This window comes from Opitutia bacterium ISCC 52, assembly GCA_014529675.2.
Lineage (GTDB): Bacteria > Verrucomicrobiota > Verrucomicrobiia > Opitutales > UBA2995 > UBA2995.
On the sequence record CP076040.1, the window covers coordinates 3,484,116 to 3,505,674 of the forward strand.

General features: G+C 49.4%; 17 protein-coding genes. 9 read left to right on the top strand and 8 right to left on the bottom strand.

Going from position 1 to position 21,559, the window contains the following annotated elements:
• Positions 1–47: 47 nt before the first annotated feature.
• Positions 48–3,344 (bottom strand): PD40 domain-containing protein, encoded by a 3,297-nt coding sequence (locus tag GA003_14825; protein ID QXD27278.1) that lies wholly within the window; start codon positions 3,342–3,344, stop codon positions 48–50.
• Positions 3,345–3,424: 80 nt separating this feature from the next.
• Positions 3,425–4,531: a redoxin domain-containing protein gene (locus GA003_14830; protein ID QXD27279.1), complete on the bottom strand. Its 1,107-nt coding sequence runs from the start codon at positions 4,529–4,531 to the stop codon at positions 3,425–3,427.
• Positions 4,532–5,020: 489 nt separating this feature from the next.
• On the opposite strand from GA003_14830, the gene GA003_14835 reads away from it, so the two are divergent.
• The 7 genes from GA003_14835 to GA003_14865 all read left to right on the top strand — a co-directional run bounded on the left by GA003_14835 (position 5,021) and on the right by GA003_14865 (position 13,255).
• Positions 5,021–7,549, top strand: a complete 2,529-nt coding sequence (locus GA003_14835) for a PIG-L family deacetylase (protein QXD27280.1) — start codon at positions 5,021–5,023, stop codon at positions 7,547–7,549.
• 154 nt (positions 7,550–7,703) lie between these two features.
• Complete coding sequence (locus GA003_14840) at positions 7,704–9,404, top strand: sodium:solute symporter (GenBank protein QXD27281.1); 1,701 nt, start codon at positions 7,704–7,706, stop codon at positions 9,402–9,404.
• Positions 9,404–10,183 carry a hypothetical protein gene (locus GA003_14845; GenBank protein QXD27282.1) on the top strand — a complete coding sequence of 260 codons (780 nt, stop codon included), beginning with the start codon at positions 9,404–9,406 and terminating at the stop codon, positions 10,181–10,183. Before GA003_14840 ends, GA003_14845 begins: the two co-directional genes overlap by 1 nt.
• A complete protein-coding gene (locus GA003_14850) occupies positions 10,173–10,886 on the top strand; it encodes a PIG-L family deacetylase (GenBank protein QXD27283.1) in 714 nt (237 codons plus the stop codon). Before GA003_14845 ends, GA003_14850 begins: the two co-directional genes overlap by 11 nt.
• A 6-nt stretch (positions 10,887–10,892) precedes the next feature.
• Complete coding sequence (gene bshA, locus GA003_14855; GenBank protein QXD27284.1) at positions 10,893–12,020, top strand: N-acetyl-alpha-D-glucosaminyl L-malate synthase BshA; 1,128 nt, start codon at positions 10,893–10,895, stop codon at positions 12,018–12,020.
• 63 nt (positions 12,021–12,083) lie between these two features.
• Positions 12,084–12,665, top strand: coding sequence for a hypothetical protein (locus GA003_14860; protein QXD27285.1), 582 nt, complete (start codon positions 12,084–12,086; stop codon positions 12,663–12,665).
• A 44-nt stretch (positions 12,666–12,709) separates the two neighbouring features.
• On the top strand, positions 12,710–13,255 hold the full coding sequence (locus GA003_14865) for a DUF2911 domain-containing protein (protein ID QXD27286.1): 546 nt from the start codon (positions 12,710–12,712) through the stop codon (positions 13,253–13,255).
• A 33-nt stretch (positions 13,256–13,288) separates the two neighbouring features.
• Here GA003_14865 and GA003_14870 read toward each other — a convergent pair whose 3' ends face one another.
• The 6 genes from GA003_14870 to GA003_14895 all read right to left on the bottom strand — a co-directional run bounded on the left by GA003_14870 (position 13,289) and on the right by GA003_14895 (position 20,696).
• Positions 13,289–14,878 carry a hypothetical protein gene (locus GA003_14870; protein ID QXD27287.1) on the bottom strand — a complete coding sequence of 530 codons (1,590 nt, stop codon included), beginning with the start codon at positions 14,876–14,878 and terminating at the stop codon, positions 13,289–13,291.
• Positions 14,875–15,753, bottom strand: a complete 879-nt coding sequence (locus GA003_14875) for an alpha/beta hydrolase (GenBank protein ID QXD27288.1) — start codon at positions 15,751–15,753, stop codon at positions 14,875–14,877. Before GA003_14875 ends, GA003_14870 begins: the two co-directional genes overlap by 4 nt.
• Before the next feature lie 29 nt (positions 15,754–15,782).
• On the bottom strand, positions 15,783–17,201 hold the full coding sequence (locus tag GA003_14880) for an alkyl/aryl-sulfatase (protein ID QXD27289.1): 1,419 nt from the start codon (positions 17,199–17,201) through the stop codon (positions 15,783–15,785).
• Between the two features lie 92 nt (positions 17,202–17,293).
• The gene (locus GA003_14885) at positions 17,294–17,812 is read right to left on the bottom strand and encodes a hypothetical protein (protein ID QXD27290.1); all 519 of its coding nucleotides are present in this window, start codon (positions 17,810–17,812) and stop codon (positions 17,294–17,296) included.
• A 174-nt stretch (positions 17,813–17,986) separates the two neighbouring features.
• Entirely contained in the window at positions 17,987–19,066 is a 1,080-nt protein-coding gene (gene cysK, locus GA003_14890) for a cysteine synthase A (GenBank protein ID QXD27291.1), read from the bottom strand.
• A 97-nt stretch (positions 19,067–19,163) separates the two neighbouring features.
• Positions 19,164–20,696, bottom strand: a complete 1,533-nt coding sequence (locus GA003_14895) for an arylsulfatase (GenBank protein QXD27292.1) — start codon at positions 20,694–20,696, stop codon at positions 19,164–19,166.
• Between the two features lie 109 nt (positions 20,697–20,805).
• Between GA003_14895 and GA003_14900 the strand changes: the two genes are divergently transcribed.
• Positions 20,806–21,090: a hypothetical protein gene (locus tag GA003_14900; GenBank protein ID QXD27293.1), complete on the top strand. Its 285-nt coding sequence runs from the start codon at positions 20,806–20,808 to the stop codon at positions 21,088–21,090.
• A complete protein-coding gene (locus GA003_14905; protein ID QXD27294.1) occupies positions 21,083–21,547 on the top strand; it encodes a GNAT family N-acetyltransferase in 465 nt (154 codons plus the stop codon). The genes GA003_14900 and GA003_14905 overlap by 8 nt, the downstream gene beginning before the upstream one ends.
• Positions 21,548–21,559: the final 12 nt, after the last annotated feature.

Sequence of the window (21,559 nt, forward strand, 5' to 3'; positions counted from 1 at the left end):
TGTAAGAGCGGGGTAAACCCGCTCCTACAGCTAGGCATAAATTCGAACTACCCCGCGTCAAGTTGCTTGATCAGCTCATCAACCGCGCGTTTCAATTGGGGATCTACCTTCCTTGATTTATAAGCCGGCGGATTCTCGACAAGGATATCCGGGACGGCGGGATTGTGCTCCATATTAAGCTCGGTTTCTTTGACGAACCAGCCACGGAGAGGCATGCGAACGTAGGAACCGTCGACTAATCCGTAGCCACCGGTTGAAATGACCGCACCGAAGGTTGGCTGACCCACCAACGTTCCGAGCCCGAGGGATTTGTAGGCATGAGAAAAGATCTCAGCATTGCTGTAGCTGTTTTCGTTACAGAGGGCGACAGATGGTTTTGAATTGGAAGCCAATGGCAGGCGAGTACTTGGGTAGTAGCTCTTAAACTGCAGATGCTCCTCCGCCAAATTGGATGCCGCTCCTCGAGGGATCGTGTAGGCGTGCTGATCTACATTGAGCACAGCCATGAGGTAGTCCGTGGTCCAACCACCGCCGTTGTAGCGCACATCAATCACAATCCCTTCCTTGCCATAGCCAGCTGCAATTAGCTCGGTCTGAAAACGTTCGAAGCTATCCCAGCCCATGGCCCGAATGTGCAGATAACCCAATCGGCCACCGGAAAAGTCATCGACAAGTTCACGACGAGCTTCAACCCAGGCATCGTAGTTTTCCGAGCTCAAAGAACCTACCGGCCAAATAATGCTCTCAAGCGTCTCCCCTTCCCTTTCGATCTCCAAAAGCACTTCGTTGTTTGCCTTGTCGGCGAAGAGAGAGAATACGTTCACATCGTTGGCCACTGGTTCTCGATCGACGGATATGATTACATCGCCGACTTCAATCGGCGTAGAAGCTTTAGTTAGTGGACTGGAGGGTACGATTGAGCTAACCCGGAAACCGTCCTCGGTATTCACACCTTCCATACCGACCAATCCAGATTTCTGGGACTGAGTCTCCTTGGGATTATCCACCCCACGCATTCCCATATGACTCGCATTGAGCTGACCCAACATCAGGTTGAAGGTGTATTGAAAGTCCTCCGTGGTAGAGGCAGCCTTGGCCAGTGGAAGGTATTTATCTCTGAGAGCCGAAAAATCATAGCCGTGGAAATTGGGGTCGTAGAATCCACGATCAAGGGCACGCCAGGCATCATGGTAAATCTGCTCCTTCTCCCCAGCATTATCAATTTGGATGCGGGAGGATACAGCGAGTTTTTCGACTTTATTATCTTTCGTCACAATCCGCCGAATTACCCCACCCTTAGTCAGAGCGTAGACGTGATCACCTTTTCCTGAAAGGTATAATGCACGAGGCCCACTTTTATCCCCGATGACCGTTTTCTCTTTTTCGCCATCCCAGCGGACTTTGTAGAGGTTTCGGACCGTTTCGTAATCCTGCCGACCAGGACTACCAATGGTGTAATAGATCATCTCACCTTCCTTATCGAAAACGAATTCTCCTTCATTCCCAGACTTGGAAGTCACCTGAACCAGGCGCAGATAGATGCGATCGAAATCGATCTCGATGGCGGGGACTTCCTCATCCTCATCACCCTTCTCTTCCTCTTCGTCTTCATCTTTCTCTTCATCTAACTCTGCCTCTTCCTCACTCTCCGTTTCTTTCGAGGCTTCCTCGGGCTTATCACCCTTCTTCTTGGAAGGTGCTTTCTTTTCTTTCTCCTTATCGTCTTTTTGCTGACGCTCGCGCTCCCATTGCTCGTCTGATTTTTCCCAATCCGATTTTTTCAACCAGGCAAACCACACATCGGCATCGCCGTTATTTCGTTCGGAAAGGAAACCCAACTTGCTCCCATCACAACTCCAGGCCGGGCTGGAATCATAACCGGGATGCATCGATACGTTCACGGGATCCGAGGAATTGTCGACCGGGTGGATAAAGATCTCCGAGTTGTAGTTCAGGTCATCTTGCGAGTAGGCAATCCAACGACTGTCTGGAGACCAACTGATGTCCGCTGGCTCGGCCCATCCGTCGAGTAGCGTTACGGCATTAGAAAAAGCACCCTCCTCATCTACTTCGGCGGCAATCAACTTACTGTTTCCTTGAAGATAAACGAGCTGCTTTCCATTTGGCGCCAGGATCGGTGCAAATTCCTCTTCCGGCGTATCGGTAAGCTTTCGGGTCTGCGTCTTAAGGGTTCTAAATAGATTCTCCTCATCTTCGTCAGCCGACTCGATGAGGTAAAAGTCGTTTTGCCCATCCTGATCGGAAGCGAAGAGAATGGCCTGATCATTCAGCCAGATGACATCGCGTTCCCGAGATGGGCTATTGGTTAAACGCACACTGCGATCATCCTCCTTGTCATTGCGGGTAACAAACAAGTCTCCACGAATCGCATAAGCCGTGTGCTTTCCATCCGGTGACACCGCATACTCGTCGACCTTGTCTTTCATCGTCTCAGAAACAACAGGGTCAAATCGAACATCCGCCGACAGCTCGATCTCAAGAAGAGAGCTGGACCTTGAACCGACCTTTCGAAGAGACACATCAGCACCGTGCTGATAAACGATCTGTTTGGTGCGTGGGCTGAGGTCGAAGGAGTTCACACCGAACTCCTCTTCAAAAGTGATCTGTTTGACAGATCCTTTAAGGGTCGTTTGGAAGACATTGTATTTTCCTTCGCGGGACGAAATGAAAAGCAGCGTCGAGTCATTCAGCCATTTGGGGGAGAAGTCGTTCCCTTCATAATCGGTGAGCTGCGTGTATTCCTCACTCTCCATATCATAGATCCAGACATCGCGATTGGCAGGCCCCTGATAAGCTTCACGTTCGATCCGGCAGGTACCACGCACAAACGCGATCTTACTTCCATCTGGTGACACCACGGGATCGAATCCCAAGGCATCCATGTATCGTGCTGGCGTTCCCCCTTCGACTGCAGCTCGATAGATTTCATACTCTCGTTCTACTTGAGCATATACACGCCGAGTCAGAAAGAGAATCGATCCATCCTCATTATAATTAGCCAAATTATCGGTCGCCGAGTGATGCGTATGTCTCGTCGGAACCCCACCCTGGCTGGGCATGGAAAAGATATCGTTGTTACCATAACGATCACTTTGAAAGGCCAGGCGCTCGCCATCCAAGCTCCAACGCGGATTGGAGTCGTAGCCCTCATGCACGGTCACTCGGAAAGGACGCCCACCTTTCGATGAAACGGTCCAAATGTCACCCTGATAACAAAAGGCCACCTGTTTGCCATCCGGGCTGATGGCGGGTTGAAGTACGTAGCCAAAGGCTGGGCTGGCTAATAGAAAAAAAGTGGTTAGAATACAGAGGAGACTTTTCATAATAATTAGGGTAGGACTCTCATTAAGATCTCACGGAAGATCACGAATGCAACGCATAAGAGGCTCACGCTTGTCTTATGCTAAAACAACTCAGCCAACTTCTTATCCAACGCCTCACCCCGCAGATTCTTGGCGATGATACGCCCGTCTCCATCGAGAAGAAAACTCATGGGCAATGCGGAAACGTTATAGGCTTTGGCCATGGGTGAGTTGAGTGCTTGGAGGTCCGAAATTTGAGGCCAGATGACACCGTCTTGCTGGGAAGTGCGTGACCAGATGGTGCGGTTACTATCCATATTGACTCCCAGGATATTGAATCCATTTTTTGAATACTTTTCCAAGACCTTGGGGAAGTGTCGGTTTTCGACGCGACAAGGTCCGCACCAGGAAGCCCAAAAGTCGACCAGGACAACCTGGCCTTTAAAATCGTCGAGGGATCGATCGGTTTCATCCAAGTCCTGACCAGCTAGAGGAGCCGCCTTTGCCCCGATGGCTGTCAGCTTAAATTTCCTAAGCCGCTCCTGCATACTCTTGGTGATGGCCAGGTCGGGATGCTTTTCCGCGAAGGATGCTACCTGTCTTTCTATTTCCTCGATCCGGTGACTATCGTCCCAACGAAGCGAGGTGGCATAGAGGGCGATGGATGTTCCGGCTTTTTCTGCCGTGAAATCATTGAGCTCCCGTTTGTGAGCAATATAACCATCCACCTCTGCTTGAGCGAGCGGAGCCATTTTGTCCGGTGACATTCTCATGGCAGTCGCTTTGTTGAGGGCTGCTCGGGGAGGATAAACCAGACGGTAAAGAGAGTCTTTGCGGTAGGCTTCGTAATCCAGCAACACTTTTGTATCCGGAGAGCCCGCTACAGTAAAATCAGATGCCTCTTTGGATAGAATCGAAATCTCGACTTGTTGTCCATCGGCCGCAGCAAGAGGAATTTTCCCCCAACCAGAAATAGCGAGAGTAAAGTAGCCGGGGTCTCCAGTGACCTCTATTTCAAAGGAGTTGTCCGACTGGACCTGAGTCGACAGTTCCTCCCTCTGACTGCGAGCATCCAGGTCCTGACGGTAGAGTTTAACTGTACTTCCAGTTGCGAAGACCGATCCCGAACCGGAAATGGTGAAATCGGCCTGGGCCGACGCACAGAGAGTAATGAAGCCGGCCAGAATTGAAAAGGTGGGAAGACGCATAGGGTTAATTTCTTACATTATTCTGGGACAATCAAGGGAAAGGTAGGGTCGGATCGCCCTACCGCCTGCAACGACGCTATTTTTGAACAGAAGGAAACGGAGGTAACGAAGATCACCTCTATTTCTGTCCTTCTTTTTTTGTCTTAAACTAGTTTAAAATTACGATCCACGGTCTTCCGACCGTGGCTACAGCTTTTTAGGCATTTTCTTAAGTGTAGGAAGGTAGCTTCCAACTAAGCCAGAAGGCTTCAATGGACACGTGCTGCCCATCCGATATTTCTTCGTTATCTCCGTTGCCTTCTGTTCAAATTGCAGAGGATAAGGACAGAATCAGGGTTTCGTCGCCCTCAGGCTTCGCACAAGGCTTCGACCCGACACAGTCGGCGATCGGTCTCTACCATAGGACCATAAATATTCTCAGGTTTTGACTGGCGACGGCTGGAATAAATAGAGATGGTTTGGATCCTACCCTATCTATAAGAATTATCTATGCCCTTTTTTCGCTCGGTACACCTCGCCGCATCCCTGTTGATGGCAACCTCGGTATTTGGTCAGTCTATGAACTCCGCCCAGCTCCAAAATGAGCTTCAAAAACTCAACATGGTTGGTTCGGTGCTTTTCGTGGCTGCCCACCCGGACGATGAAAACACCGCCCTGCTTACCTACCTGGCGCAGGAGTTAAAACTGGAAACCGCCTACCTTTCACTGACCCGCGGGGGCGGCGGTCAAAATCTGATTGGTCCGGAATTAAAGGAAAACCTGGGACTGATTCGTGCGAATGAGCTACTGCAGGCCCGCAAAATTGATGGGGCCAAGCAACTCTTCACCCGAGCGCGCGACTTCGGCTATTCCAAGAACCCGGAGGATACGCTGGAAAACTGGCAGGAAGAAAAAGTCCTGGGCGACGTGGTTTACGCGGTTCGTTCCTTTAAGCCGGATATCATCATCACCCGTTTCAACCCCGATGCCGGGCCCACCCATGGTCACCACACGGTATCGGCTCAACTCGCGGTGAAAGCATTCAGCCTGGCTGCCGATCATAAGCAATTTCCTGAGCAGCTCAAGGATGTGGGCGTTCACCAGACCAAACGCATTTTCTGGAACGGCTATGGTCGACGGGGCCCTGGAGGCAGAGCTCCGAGTATGGCCAATGAAACCCGTGAAGTCATTTCCCTTGAGATTGGAAAATATAATCCGCTTCTGGGGACCTCTTACACAGAAATCGCGGCGCGCAGTCGCAGCATGCACAAGAGTCAGGGCTTCGGCCGGGCTGGAAACCGTGGTCCACAAACTGAACGACTTGTTTTACTAGACGGAGAGCCGACGAATGGAGACATGCTCGATGGAATCGATACGAGTTGGTCGCGTTTTCCAGGTGGCAATAGCCTGACCGAACGATTCTCAAACATAACTTCAGAGTTTGATCCGCGGGCGCCGTGGAATGTCGTGCCCGAATTGTTGGAGGCTGAAAAGCAGCTAGCTGAACTGGGTGATCATCGAACCATCCACACAAAACGAGAGACCATCAAGCATCTGGTCGCAGCTGCACTCGGGCTCCACTTTGAAGCTCGGTCACCAAGCGCTTACCTGACACCCGGTGACAAGGTAGAGCTCGACGTTGAACTCACCAACCGCTCGCCGATTAAGTCAGTTGCCAAGAGCGTGACCATCAGAGCTTTTAAGAGCAAGCAATGGCCCAAGTCGATTGAGTTGAAAAGCATCTCGGGTTTAAATAAATCACTTGGACAGGATCAATCTGAGATAACGTCCGTGAATTTTAGCTTAGAAAATGATGCGCCGCTCACGCAGCCCTTTTGGCTAGAAGAAGAGCCAGAAACAGGCATCTACCATTTTAAGAACCAACGGCTTTTGGAGCTCACGACGGTTCCTGCTCCCATGTCGGTGACAGCCGAGATCGAAATAGACGGCCATACCGTTGAACTTTCCACACCGGTCATTCAACGAGTCAGCGATCCGGTCAAAGGCGAAGTGCATCACCGTGTAAGCATACGTCCCAAAGCGGTTTTAAAACCGGATGCGACGGTCATGCTATTTGAGACTAACAACGGCAAAGCAGTTGAGCTCACGGTGTCGGCCAATGCGGGTCGACTTTCCGGAACGCTGATCGCTGAGGCACCCGAAGGCTGGTCGGTCGATTTTGACCAATCGGAAGTTTCAATAACTGGTGCCAATTCAGAGCAAACTCGGATCGCCACGATCCATCCGCCAGCCAACGCATCGGAAGGCACGATCTATTTCAAACTTCGCACTGAGAACGGAGAGACCTACGACCTCCGCTCGAACCAGATCGAATACGATCACGTTGGCCGCCAACCCATTCTGGCCAAAGCGGCAACCAAGGTGACTCGCCTGGACTTGAAACGAGCCGGCAACCGCGTCGCTTGCGTAGTGGGCGTGGGTGATCCGGTACCTGAAACTTTGAAACGTATTGGTTATGAAGTCGACCTTATCGATGTCGCCAATCTCGACCGTAATCAATTGAAAGGTTATGACAGTGTCATCCTGGGTCCTCGCACCTTCGATGCACTGACCGGACTGGACAAGAAGTTCGAAGAGCTTCTGGCCTACGTGGAGGACGGAGGCACACTCATATCGCAATTTAACACCACCAGCTCTCGGACCAAGTCGAAGTTCAGCTCCCCCTACCCGCTTCAGCTTTCCCGAGACCGTGTTTCCGAAGAACATGTGGAAATGCGCATGCTGAAACCCAAGCATCCGGTGTTCAACGTGCCGAATAAGATCAAGGCCAAGGACTTTGACAATTGGATCCAGGAACGAGGCCTTTATTTTTCAAATAACTGGGACGAGAAGTACGAAGCGGTTATCTCGGCCAACGATCGCGGAGAACCGCCCAGAGACGGCGGACTCTTGATCGCTCCGTACGGAAAGGGCTGGTATGCCTACACGGGTTTATCCTTTTTTAGACAGTTGCCGGAGGGAAATCCGGGAGCCATAAGATTCTTTGTAAATTTAATTTCTTTAGGACATGGAAACTGATTCGAACAACGAAGTGATGTCGTCGGTAAAAGACGAGAGCAGCTCTGGCTGGACACGCTTGTATATCCTTGTGGTTGTGGCTCTCGTGTCACAGATCGCAATTTACGCCTGGCTTACGAACGCTTTCGCCTAAGAAACGAGTTTCGTATCATACATGAGCACATTCGATATCATAGTTCTGGGTAGCACCCTGATCTCCATTGTATTCTTCGGCGTTTGGAAGACACGCAACGACAGAAAACTGGACGAATTCCTGAGAGGTAGTTCAAACCACTGGGGCACCATCGGACTCTCAGTGATGGCGACCCAAGCCAGCGCGATCACCTTCCTCTCCACACCCGGCCTCGCTTATGACAGCGGCATGGCGTTTGTGCAGAACTACTTCGGCATGCCTTTGGCTTTGATCCTGATTGCGGTGGTATTTGTCCCCATGTATTACAAGCTGGAACTGCGTTCGGTCTATGAGTTTCTCGAACATCGATTTGATACGAAGACGCGTACGCTGGGTAGTATTATCTTTCTCATTCAACGTGGCTTTTCTGCAGGCATAACCATTTACGCTCCATCGATCATTCTAACGAGTGTGCTCGGGTGGGACATGAATACGACTGTCATCGGCGTGGGATTAGCCGTCATCATTTACACAGTTACAGGAGGTAATCATGCGGTCAGCCTAACTCACAGATACCAAATGACTGTGATTCTGACGGGGATGGCCATCGCATTTGGAATTGTGGTTTACAAGATCTCCAATCATGCTGGCTTTGTGGAAAACCTGAGTGTAGCCGGAGCGCTCGGACACCTGAACGTGATTGATTTCTCATTCGATATCAACAAGCGCTATACACTCTGGTCCGGTCTTTTGGGAGGCTTCTTTCTGTCCCTCTCATACTTCGGGACCGACCAGTCACAGGCACAACGTTATATGTCAGGCCACTCGATACGAGACAGTCGTCTGGGCCTAATGTTTAATGCGCTCCTTAAAGTGCCGATGCAGTTCATGATCCTGCTATTGGGCGTATTAGTGTTCGTATTTTATCAATGGGAAAAACCTCCAGCCACCTTCCTCCCTGCATCCATGACGGAAACGGCCATGGAACAGGATGCCCTGGCCTACCAGAATCTTGAAGATGCATTTACGGAAAACTTCGAGAGTCAGCAATCTGCTTTGACCGACTATGTAAATGCAATGCGATCAGGAGATGAAGTCCTTGCAGCAAGCTCGAAGTTGGAGGTTCAAACAGCCGGAGCTGAAATCAAGGAAGCTCGCGCCAACCTGAAGGATCACATTGCGACGGTCACCGGACAAGCGAGCATGAAGGAAACGGATTATGTGTTCATACATTTTGTGCTCAATGAACTCCCCATCGGCCTCATCGGATTGCTGGTTGCGGTAATACTGAGTGCGGCGATGTCTTCCACGGCTTCCGAACTGAGTGCACTCTCCACCATCTCTACCGTCGACTTTTACCAGAATCACTTTGTGAAAGACCGCGGCGACCGTCATTACATGAGGGCATCGCGCATCTTCACCGCCATCTGGGGAGGGCTGGCCATTCTGTTTGCGCTGTTTGCCAGCATGGTAGAAAGCCTGATCGAAGCGGTGAACATTGTAGGGTCCCTATTTTATGGCACGGTGCTCGGACTTTTCCTGGCAGCCTTCTTTATCAAGCGCATCGGAGCCCACGCGGCTTTTATTGCCGCCGTTATCGCCCAGATATCCGTTCTCGTCATCTACTTCACCAACTTCATTGAGATTGGTTACCTGTGGTATAACCTGATTGCTTGCGTCCTGGTGATCGTATTGAGTTTAATCATACAGACATTCTCTGGTAGCAAGCAAGTTGAAGCCTAATGAGCGAACCCGTCATATGCTTCGGGCAGCAGCCCTGCGGTATTTTTCCGAATCGTTTTGTGTTTTCGAAAATTAGGACCGCTCGACGACTGCAGTCCGAGATCGGCGGAAAGATTATTTTTTTCCTCCACGACAGTGACCACGATCATCGGGAGACATGCTCGAAACTTACCAATCGGCATACCAATAAAATTGAGCGCGTTAATTTCGAAGTCCTCAACAAGACCCAGAAACTTTACTCCCCGCTTTATTGCAAGACCATCAAACCAGAGTGGAAGGAAAAAACCCGGCGTTGTCTTCCCAACCTGGTAGGTCCGGAATGCGTCGACGTATTTTCCGATGTCGAGTCGGACAATGTCACTGAGTTTTGCATCGAGATGTATCGAGGCATGGGACTGATGGATGGCATTGAACTTGTTCGATCGAGCGACCCCGAACTAAGGAAGCAAGCGATCGACGTAGACGACCACTTTGCGGATGTTCCGTATGAAGGCGAAACCGTCCGAGCACGGTTCAAGGATGGAGGCTACTATCTATACAAAGGAGGCAGTAACTACTTTGAGGTACCAGTGGATGGGATTGAGAAATCACAAATCAGCCCCACAAGGGATACTCGCCTGCTCTGGATGCAATCGATTGTCCATTGCACGCACTACGTAACGGGTGCCGGTGAGACCCAATACCTGAATACAGAGGAAGCGCCTGAAATAGAGTTCGTAAAGCGAGACGATATTGATAGATCTGGAGAAGCTTATACAGATATAGATCATGAATGGTAAACGTATTGTGGCAGTTGGGGCCCACCCGGATGACATTGAATTTGGCTGTGGTGCCTTTCTATTGGATGCGGTCGACAAAGGAGCTCTGGTAACTCTGGTTGTCTTGTCCAAAGGAGAAGCAGGGACTCAAGGAGACGGATCGACAAGAGAAGTAGAGGCACAATACGCAGCCACCTTACTGGGAGCGACTTTGCATTTTGTGAAAGCCGGAGGAGACACAGGTATCAGAGTCAACTTAGAGGCTACTTTAACCTTAGCCAAAGAGATCCGAAGACTTCAGCCAGACATCCTTCTTGCGCCAACCGGTCACTTGAACCAGCACCCGGATCATCGAGAGGCCCATCTGTTAGTCCGTGATGCTCACCGCCTGGCTCGATATGGGAAAACCCCGGGCTTGGAAGATCAGTCACCTCACACCGCCCAACTGCTTTTGTTTTATGAAATTTCCAGCGGAGGTAATGATGGTGATGGACTCAACTCGATCCTGGTGGATGTATCCAGCCATGTAGAACGATGGAAGGAATTGATGGAGTGCCACGCGAGCCAAGTGAAAAACATGGATTACATCGACCTTCAGCTCTCGAGGGCTCGCGTCTATGGAATTCAAGTGGGTGTTCACTCGGCACAACGATTGTTTTCGGAAAGTCCTTTGCTTGCCAGTTCGTCAGAAGATTTGAGCAACTTTAAGAGTCAAAGATTCTAGGAACCGATGCCAGAATCCCTCAACATCGCGCTCCTGTGTCATCCTACCATCGGTGGTAGTGGCATTCTCGCGACTGAGCTCGGTCACAAACTGGCGGAATGGGGACACCAGGTTTACGTGGTATCTGAGCGTCCACCTCATCGTTTGAAAAACGATCGTCCAGGAATCCACTTCTGTGAATCGACACCGGTTGAATTTCCTCTTTTCACCAGCCCAGATCACACCCTGCCCTTGGCCACCCGTATTGCTGAGGTTTGCAGAAATCATAAGATCGATGTAGTGCATGCACACTATGCAATCCCACACACAGCAGCAGCCTGGATAGCAAAGGAATTGATTGGCGAAGCCGCACCCCCAATCATCACAACCTTGCATGGCACGGACATTGTTTATCTGGGAGCAATGCCGGAGTATCGGTCCCTGCTTCAACACGTCCTTGAAGCTTCAGATCTGGTCACTTGCGTTTCCAATAATCTCAAAGAGCGTACTCTGGACCTGTTTGAGCTGAAGCAGGACATCGAAGTCATTCCGAATTTCTATGAGCCCAGACCGGTGACGGATACACGAGAGAACATTCGAGCATCACTGGGTGTGGGAGATGAACCACTTGCTCTCCACGCATCGAATCTAAGAACCATTAAGCGCATAGACTTGCTGCTGGATGCAGTGAAGGTGGCGATTGCCAAAGCAACTTTCAAGATGGTCATTCTGGCAGGTGCTGATCCCGCAAAAGTTAAACAACTCATCGCGGATCGGGAATTACAAGATCATGTAATCGTAGCCGATGATGTATTTGACATAGACAACTACTACGCCGCTGCAGACTTCACTGTTTACTCCTCGGAGTATGAAAGCTTCTGCCTGGGCATATTGGAAGGCATGCGCTATGGGTTACCCAGCGCCTCGTTTGATGTGGGTGGAATTCCAGAAGTTGTGAAGGATCCTTCAACGGGATTCATGGCACCCTTTGGGGACTCAGAAAAACTTGGGCACGCGATTGCCACGCTAGCTGACAATCCCGAGCTAAGAAAACAAATGGGATCCGCGGCGCAAGACCGAGCCATAACTTCTTTTTCGGCCGATGCCGTCGTCAAATCTTACCTGGAAGCTTACCACCAGGTCATGAAGCATTAATAACTATTCATGATTCGGAAGCACACTTGCCACCAACGTATCATGTCACCATTATTCAAAATTATGAAAGCACTATTACCCCTAACTCTAATTACCCTCCTAAGCACTTTAGTTTCTTATGCTGAAACCAAAGTTCCATCCGTATACTGGCAGATCACAACCGCGGTTTTAGCGGCACAAGAATCCGATCGAGAGAACGCAACTGTAATGGGTTACCGTAGCGATGGCACTCTCGCTGTGCTTCGCGAAGGCAGCAATGACCTGATTTGCCTGGCTGACGATCCAAAGAAAAAGAACTTCAGCGTAGCCTGCTACCACAAAAGCCTGGAACCCTTCATGGCTCGTGCCAGAGCACTTCGCAAAGAAGGCAAATCTGAAAAAGAAATTTTTGATATTCGGGAGGAAGAGATAAAAGCCGGAAAACTTGAAATGCCTGAGCGAGCCCTGCTGGCTATTCTAACAGGAAAGGTAAATGAGGAGACCCAGGAAATTGAAAACAAGTTTCTGCGCTGGGTGTTTTATATCCCTTTTGCTACCCCAGAAAGCACTGGGCTTCCACTGGCGCCCCAAATTCCAGGTGGCCCGTGGATCATGAATCCTGGCACCCATAGAGCTCACATTATGATCACGCCTCCAAAAAATTAATTTAAAGCCATTTCAACCTCAAACAATCATCACATACATCATCTATGAAATCACTTATCAGAATCAGTGCCGTTGCTCTGGCTATATTATTGGCCACGAGCTCTTTCAGCTTCGCTCAAAAACGTGGAAACGGAAAGGCACGCCCAAGCCCCAATGCTGAAGTCAGTCAAACCATTGGAACTACCGTTATATCCATTACCTATGGCCGCCCGGGACTCAAAGGACGTAAAATCGAAGACATGGTTCCCGATGGAAAGGTCTGGCGGACCGGAGCCAACGAATCGACAGTCATTACTCTATCTGACGATATAATGATTGGGGATGCATCTGTGAAGGCGGGTACTTACTCCATGTATACAAAACCAAACGCCGATGACAAAACTATGGATATTATAATCAATTCCAAGTTGTCGTGGGGAACTCAATACGACGAATCTAAAGATGTCGTCCGAGCAACAGCTAAGCTAACAAGAGAGAATCATCCTAATGAATGGTTCGCTATTTACTTTACTAATCTAAGTAATAACTCAGCGGACATGAAGCTTCACTGGGGTGATGCCATCGCGGTTATCCCAATCAGCGCAAAGTAAATTGATCGATATCAAAATTCTCCAAAGAGGCAGTCATTCGGCTGTCTCTTTTTTTGTGATCGTGCGCTTAAAAAATCTAATGGCCTCACGGGAATATTTTTCAGACTCCCACTGAAACTCCTGGCTGTTTCTTCCTCCATGTGGAGTACGTGGCCAAGAAGTCTCTACCTCATAACCCAAGCCTTTTAGGCTATCAGCGAAAGATCGCGCTATATCCCACCGAGTATCCAAGGAACCACACATGACAAGGAAAGGAACATTCTTCGATCCATCCACAGCCTTCAAGCCGGCAGCGCTGCCCACACGTTGGTTGAACATACCATGCAGACGCTCCGGAACCTGACTAAGGTCTTCGGTTTCTTGAAGATAAGTTTCTGGGTCTGCGACTTCTCCAATTGCTTCGATTAGTAGATGGCCATCGGGTGTAGTCCAAGTGCCCGATGCACAGGGAGCGGCAGCTAAGACGCCTTCCGGATTTCTAAGCGCATAACGATGTGAAAATTGGCCACCTCGAGAGTAGCCAGTGATGAGAATCTTTTCTTCAAGATCATATTTCGAACGGACATCCTTGAGCACAGCTTCAAGGAACGGACCTTCCCCAAGATCGGGGAATCGGCTCGCCTGAAAATCTTCATTGGAAAAGCTCGGAGAAATGACAATAGCCTCGAGACCTTGGCGATTGGCTTCCTGACGTGCAGCCTTGGCGAGGAAGTGAGTCCTGCCATTCCCATTGCCTCCGTGCACAGTTACTAGGGGCCAATAGGACTTCCGAGGATCGAAATCCATGGGCAAGCGGACAAAGTACTCTCGCTTCGATCCATCATAATCCAAGGTCATGCGAATGGGATCCTCACCGTTTGCTTGGTTGAGCAATTCGATCATCTCATCGGCCCGGTCGAGATTCACCATACCAGCGGCGGAATCGAGAATCCTCTGGTAGTTAGTTTCCGCACCTTCTTGTAACGCATGCGCCATGAGCTTGAGGTTGTTTTCCCTGCAAAAGGCAATAAAGGCGGGAGTCAGATGCTCGAGTCGGTATTCGATCAATTGAGGATTAAAGTCCAATACTCGTTCTAAACCAGCCACATCAACCGCATTCATTTTTAGAGGAATGACAGGATCCAGGCTTCGCAGCTCTCTAGCCTTCTCATCATTGGAGAACCAAAAGAAGCAGTCGTCCTCATAACCAAGCTCATAAATCAGTTTTAGCAGCTCTCGCAGATCAGCGCCCTTCACATCAAAATAGATTTTGATCCTGCCACTGAAGCTCTTTAGAAAGGCATCCAGACGAGGGACTTTCTCACCAGAGAATTCAGAACTGAACCAACTTCCAGCATCAAGGGAGTCGATATAGGATGAATCCCGCTCCACAACCGGACCCGTACCATTGGTTGTCCGATCGAGTGTCTTATCGTGAATGACATACATCACTCCATCCTGACTGGTTCGAACGTCTACCTCGACATAGTCAACGCGTAGCTGAACACACTTCTGCGCGGCGGCGAAGGTATTCTCAGGAGCCAAGTGGTTAGCACCTCGATGGGCTACAATCTCCAGTTCTCTACTAAATGAACCAGCTGTGAAAGCCAGAAGACATAAACCGATCAGCGTAATCTTTCTCATAATGTTTCCTTAAAGAATTCTACCATGGAAGCCATCGATTGTTCTCCACGTCCTTTGAACCCATGGCCCCCTTCCTTGTAGTAAATCTGAGATACATCCGCGCCGACCTCTTTCATTGCTTCGAAAAGGAGCTCAGATTGAAGCCAGGGAACGGTAGCGTCGTCTTCACAATGAATAAGCAAGATGGGTGGATCCTCTTTATCCACATGTGTGATTACGGATGCATGGATCCAATCTTTGCCATCCGGTGAAAAAGAAGGCCCTACCCACTTTCCATTCGAGATCACCTTAGTCTCCACATTGGGTTGCAGCGCGATCTGCTTCTCATCGGTAAAACGGCTCACAAAATCAAAGACACCAGCATAGGCAACGGCCGCTTGAATACGACTGGAGTAATCAGGATGCCCACCCTCACCTTCGAACGATTCCATACCACCGGTCACCGCCAAAAGTCCGGCCAGGGTTCCTCCCGCCGAACGTCCCATGGCACCTATGCGCTCGGGATCTATGGAATATTGTTCAGCTATTTTGCGAACAAACCTGACCGCAGCCTTCGTGTCTGCAACTGTATCCTTGTACTGATGATTGGGTCGTCCACGATAAGCTATGAGCGCAGCCGCCAAACCCTGTTCAGCCAAATATTCAGCAAAGGGTCGAAACTTCTGCCCATCCTGGGCGTTGAAGCCTCCGCCCTGTATCACCAGGATACAAGGGACGGGTTCACTCGCTGTTTCCGGAACGAACAAATCAAGCGTAATCCCGCCACTTACTTCTGAATAAACGAGGCCCTTGTGAACGGCAAACGGTGCCTCCTCGGCGACCAATCCAAGGCCCCCAAGAAAAAGTGAGATAATGATAGGGATCACGAATTTCATGTGAAGATGAGGCGACCGTCGAATTTCAGCTACTCCTCATTCGCAAGACGCTTGTAGCGATTCGCGGTAGAAAGGGTCATATTCCGCACGGGAGCATTGAAGGTGGCTTCACCAACAATATACAAAGCATCTGACATGAGAATCTTGGCTTCCTTGTTGTCTGGCTGAAGGCGAATCACATGTTGTGCAAGCTGGGCCGCACCTAATGCATCGCCACCTTTCAGGGCGTTCTTTGCCTTACCAAACAATACGCCAGCGCCACCCACTAGATCGGCTATACGCTGAGACTGTTGTACAGGAGATTCGCGGTGCAGGGTCATTACATTCCCATCGAACCAACCTAGATCCTGAGCATAAATATCGCGAATAGTACCTTCCACGGTACCATAGTAATCGCCCAGGTAATCGAGTTTAGCATATTTCTCAGGCAGTGCCGCGTATTCAACCAACTCATCAGGGGTCATGTAATTGGACGCACCTTCAATGGTTTTATCGTATACGTATTTAATCGCATCGCGGTAGTTTGTAAGCACTTCGAGTGCATCATTGAGAATCGGTGGAGTATGACCTCCGACCACATGCTTAGGATTCTCTTGCACCATGGCATCGATACTTTTGATCCAATCCCGGGTCGACCGTCGAGCGGTACCACGCAGAGGATAGACATTAGGCCAGGATTGGTAAAAATTATCGCCCGCAAACACGATCCTCTTATCCGGATACCAAACGTATAGTTGATCGTCCGTTTCACCAGGTGCCTTCACCAGCTCGAGCTTGATGCCTGCAATTTCGATTACTTTCCGGTCCTCGGAAAAAGTGTGCGTTGGATCAATGCCTGCCCTGGGTCCGCTGACTCCACCACGCTGACGTGTAGCACCACTCCGGGCTGCTTGCTCGCCTCCTCCAAATGCGTTTCCCCGAAGGCGATCATAGGGAGGGATGGCGATGCCCACGCTGATTTGTTGTTCCGGATTCAAATCAAATCCCTGGGAATTGGCCCTGCGAATCCCGCCTGAAAAACCGACCTCTTCATTGCGATGCTGCTCTGACCCAAAGTTGTCACGGGCCCAGATCTGCATATCACTTCCCTCTTCGTAAAATGCTCCTGCACCGCCCGTGTGATCAAAGTGAGCATGGGTGTAGATCATCGCCAAAACGGGCTTTTTGGTAATTTTCTCAAATTCGGCCCGAGCTCGCTGAGCGAGAGGAACTTGTTGTCCCGGGTCGATGATGATCACTCCGTCATCCCCGACTATCATCGTGTTGGTTGAAGCCGAGTAGCCAACAGCCGTATAGACGTTCTCAGCCACTTTAATAATTTGCGGGCCAAGGATTTTATTCCGGTCCAGCAAACGCTGAGTGGCAGGACTCTGGGCCTGCAAATTGATAAAAAGAAGCGGGCAAATGAATGTACCGATTAGAAAAAAGAAACGAGACTTGTTGAACATGCCTCCTTTTTATCAGGGCATCCTGACGATTGGCAATATACCTTTACCCAGATGAAAGTATTTTAATCTATATCATCGCCGTACGCCTCGTATCAGACGAATTCGCCTTCAGGAAACAACTCAATAAAACGGGTCATCTTTTCGAAGGCCAATTGACTGGCTGCCTTCATCTCCCGTCGACCAATTTCAAGGGCCCGAATCTTTGGATTAGGGACTCTAGCCTGATAGTACCTAAAATTCCGATGAAGCTCGAACTTCGCTCGAGCGACTTGCTCTTCAACCGTAGCTTCGTGCATCCATAATCTATTCTCACCTGAACCAGGAAGAAAGAATGCAATATGTAAGTGCCCCGCTCCTTTCCCAAAGCAATCGATTCTTAGAACCTCTTCCTCTAGCATGAATAAGGAACAGGCTGGTCCTCTTCCAAGCCTCAATTCCTTATTATAGACTTGGATATATACCCCCTCACAAACGGGGATATCCTCCCGATCCATGCGAATAGAATAATCGGGCCGCATCTTTCCCATGTTGCGATCAATGCCCCAGGACAACGATTCTGAGAGAGATTGTTTCGATGAGAGGAAACGCAGGAAGCGGGTTAGCTTAGCCATACTAGATGAACGGGAATATACAATATAGTCTTAATAGAACCGCAGATGAAGAAATTCCAAAATAACTCTGAAATTGAAAAGACTTTTTTTACACTGAAAAGATAAAAAGAAGGCTTGGAAGCGATACTTCCAAGCCTTCTGAAAGGTGGTAAAACTAAATCTGCGTTTATGCGATTAGTCCATCTGGTAACCAGGCGTCGATTTTGACAACTCGACTTCTTCGTCCGTCATGTCTTCAGCAATCCCTTCGAATAGAGGCGAAGACAGGTAACGCTCGCCCGTATCTGGGAGCATGGCGAGGATTACGGATCCTGGTTCGGCTTTCTCGGCAATCTGTAAAGCGATAGCCAGTGTTGCCCCGCCGGAAATGCCGGTGCAGATACCTTCTTGAGTAGCCAGTTTACGCGAATGCTCAATGGCAGTCGGCCCTGGAACAGGAATCAATTCATCGTAGTTACTGTTGTCTATCGATTCTTGTAGCACGAAAGGTATGAAGTCAGGCGTCCATCCTTGTACCGGATGTGGTTCAAATGCAGAATGACTTACCGCTGGAGAATTATCATCGCCTCGGCCTTGAGCGACGCCGGATCCGATCAACTGAGCATTGGCTGGCTCACTCAAAATAATCTTTGTATCCGGACGTTCCTTACGAAGCACACGAGCCACTCCGGTAAGGGTTCCGCCAGTTCCATAACCGGTTACGTAATAGTCAAGCCGCTGACCCTCGAAATCAGACATAATTTCCTGCCCAGTGGTACTTTCGTGGATATCAGCATTGTCCGCACTTTCAAACTGACGGGCTAGAAACCAGCCGTTCTTCTCAGCAAGGTCCTTGGCTTTCTGATACATGCCGTATCCTTTTTCTGCACGCGGTGTCAGAACCACTTTGGCACCGAGAAAGCGCATCAACTTACGGCGTTCGATAGAAAAACTATCGGCCATCGTCACGACCAAAGGATATCCTTTTGCTGCACAGACCATAGCTAAACCAATACCAGTGTTTCCACTGGTTGCCTCAACAACGGTTTGCCCCGGCTTGAGATCTCCACGACGCTCAGCAGCCTCAATGATGTTAATAGCCAGTCGGTCTTTGACTGAAGCGGCAGGGTTAAAGAACTCGGCCTTCACGTATACGGTTACATTATCAGGCGCCAAGTTGTTGATACGAATACAAGGAGTGTCTCCGATGGTATCTACAACGCTATTAAATAGCCGTTTACGGCCTTGGGTGGATCGAATATCTTGAAAGGACATGATTGATTATATTGTTTGGATTTAACTGATTCTTTGTCAGCAAATGAAGTGCGACAACCTTTCTTTTGAAAGCTATGATTTTTTAGAGGAAGTGCACCTAGTCACCAAACGATGCTTTCCATTGGTCAAACCTTTGCCTCATCGAGTTGAATTGTTTTGGGAACTGTTGAGACACATCGTTTGTTTCAGAAGCATCTTTTTCCAAGTTAAAGAGAAAGCGGTCACCTCTATACTGAACCCATTTCCAGGGGTAATCGTACATCGCACTACTCCTGCCAAATTCATTGAAAAGAACGCGCTGTGGGTTACCGCTTTGCTTCCCTTTCCAATAGCTGAGTACGCTCGTGCCGTCGATGGAATCTGGAATGTCTTGCCCAGCCATCTGTAAGAATGTTGGAGTTAAATCAATAAGATGGCTAAGCAGTTGGTGGTCGATGCTTCCTCGGTGTTTTCGTGTGATACCAGCTGGCCAATGAACGATAAACGGAGACCGAATGCCGCCTTCAAAACTGGTGACTTTGAAGTATCGATAAGGGGTGTTGGAAACATTAGCCCAATCAGGACCATACCCTTGAAAGGTGGTTTCATCTCCAGGCATTTCTTCACCGGCGATACTGATAGGACGACCATCTCTAGTGAGCGCCTCTCCTCCGAGACAACTCAAGGCATTGTTATAGCCAATCAATTCAGTCGAAGCTCCGTTGTCGGCCATGAAACAAATGAGGGTGTTTTCTAACTGACCGGTTTCTTCCAATGCAGTGAGCACCTGACCAATGCCCTGATCCATACGATCAACCATAGCAGCGAACACAGCCATGCGCCGGGCATTCCAGGGTTGGTCCACTTTCGACCAATCACCGTGAGTTGCCTCGGACAACTGGCCGCTCTTAGGTAAAATGCCCAGGGTCTTCATCTTTTCATATCGGGCACGTCGCAATTGCTCGAAGCTCTTGTCCTGATAGTAGGCCTCATACTTGGCAATGTCCTCAGGAAGTGCCTGGAGCGGCCAGTGCGGAGCCGTGTAGGACAAATACAGAAAGAAGGGATTTTCGCCATGATCACGCGCATGGTCTCGCACATTCTTGACTGCCTCCTCACTGATTGCATCTGTAAGATAGTAGTCATCTCCAATCTCATCTGCAGCAGACTCTTTGCCTCGCATCAGAGTATAGGGATTAAAGTAACTCACAGCGCCGTGCAGGTTGCCGTAAAACGTATCAAACCCAAATTCCAACGGATTGCGCGAAGGATCGTCGTGTCGATTCTGGTCCAGATGCCATTTGCCACTTAGGTAAGTTCGGTAACCAGCATCCCTGAGTCGATCCGCCACGGTAATCGTTTCCGGCTTGAGACCATTTCCCACTGTTACTTTTTGCCAATATTCTCCGGTGAGAAGCGATGCCCTGGTTGTCCAACATTTCGACGTATTATAAAACTGGGAATATCGAAGCCCATCATGAGCCAAGCGATCCAGGTTCGGGGTTTCAATTTCACCACCAAAGCAACCGATATCGGAGTAACCAAGATCATCGGCCAGAATAACGATGATATTCGGCCTGTCATTACCAATTGAATACAGGACGCCTACAAAATAAAATGCTAAACAAACAAGGATCTTAAAAAGTGACATAGGCAGATTAAAATATGAATGGATATACATTTCGAGTGAATTCCGAGTTTGATTCCAGCAGCCGATTAAATCATACCTTGAATGCACGTTATAACCCTCTCCTAGATTTATGAATTTAATCTTCTTCTATTCTATAGCAGCTATCTTTTACCTCTCAATAGTAGTCGGAGCGAGTATACGACACCGGCGACTGGGAACACTCCCTACGCGGATGCAAATGTATGGAGCCTTAGTTTCGATTCCGGCTGCTGCCGCCATTGGATTGGGATTCAATCACCTCCCAAGCTTTCTTTTCACTATAATGATTGGAATATATGGATTTGCATGGCTTTGCATGTCTACAGGGTATCTTCTGGAAGCGCTAAACCTGAAACGAAAGCAACCCAATGAGTAGTCTCATTAAAGAAATATCCACCGGCCAGGAGTTGGCCGACAGTTTTCATGTCATGCGAGCGCTTCGTCCTCATCTGATAGAAGACGCCTATATTGAAAAAGTCCGGCGACAACAGAAGCAAGGGTATCACCTGGTCGCACTCATCGATGAAGAGAATGAAATCGCAGCCCTTGCAGGTTACCGCTTCGCAGAGTTCATGGCCTGGGGAAAAGTGCTCTACCTGGATGACCTCATTACGGATCCCACTAAACTCAAACGAGGCTACGCCGGCGCACTGATGGATTGGCTGGAAGAAGAAGGTAAACGGAACCGATGTAATGAGCTGCACCTCGACACGGGCCATCAGCGGCTGGATGCCCATCGCCTGTATCACAAGAAAGGGTGGCAGATAAGTTGTCACCACATGTCGAAGGTATTAACATGGAAGGTAGGGTCATACCGCCGGGCCGACCGATGAATATCTGATCTT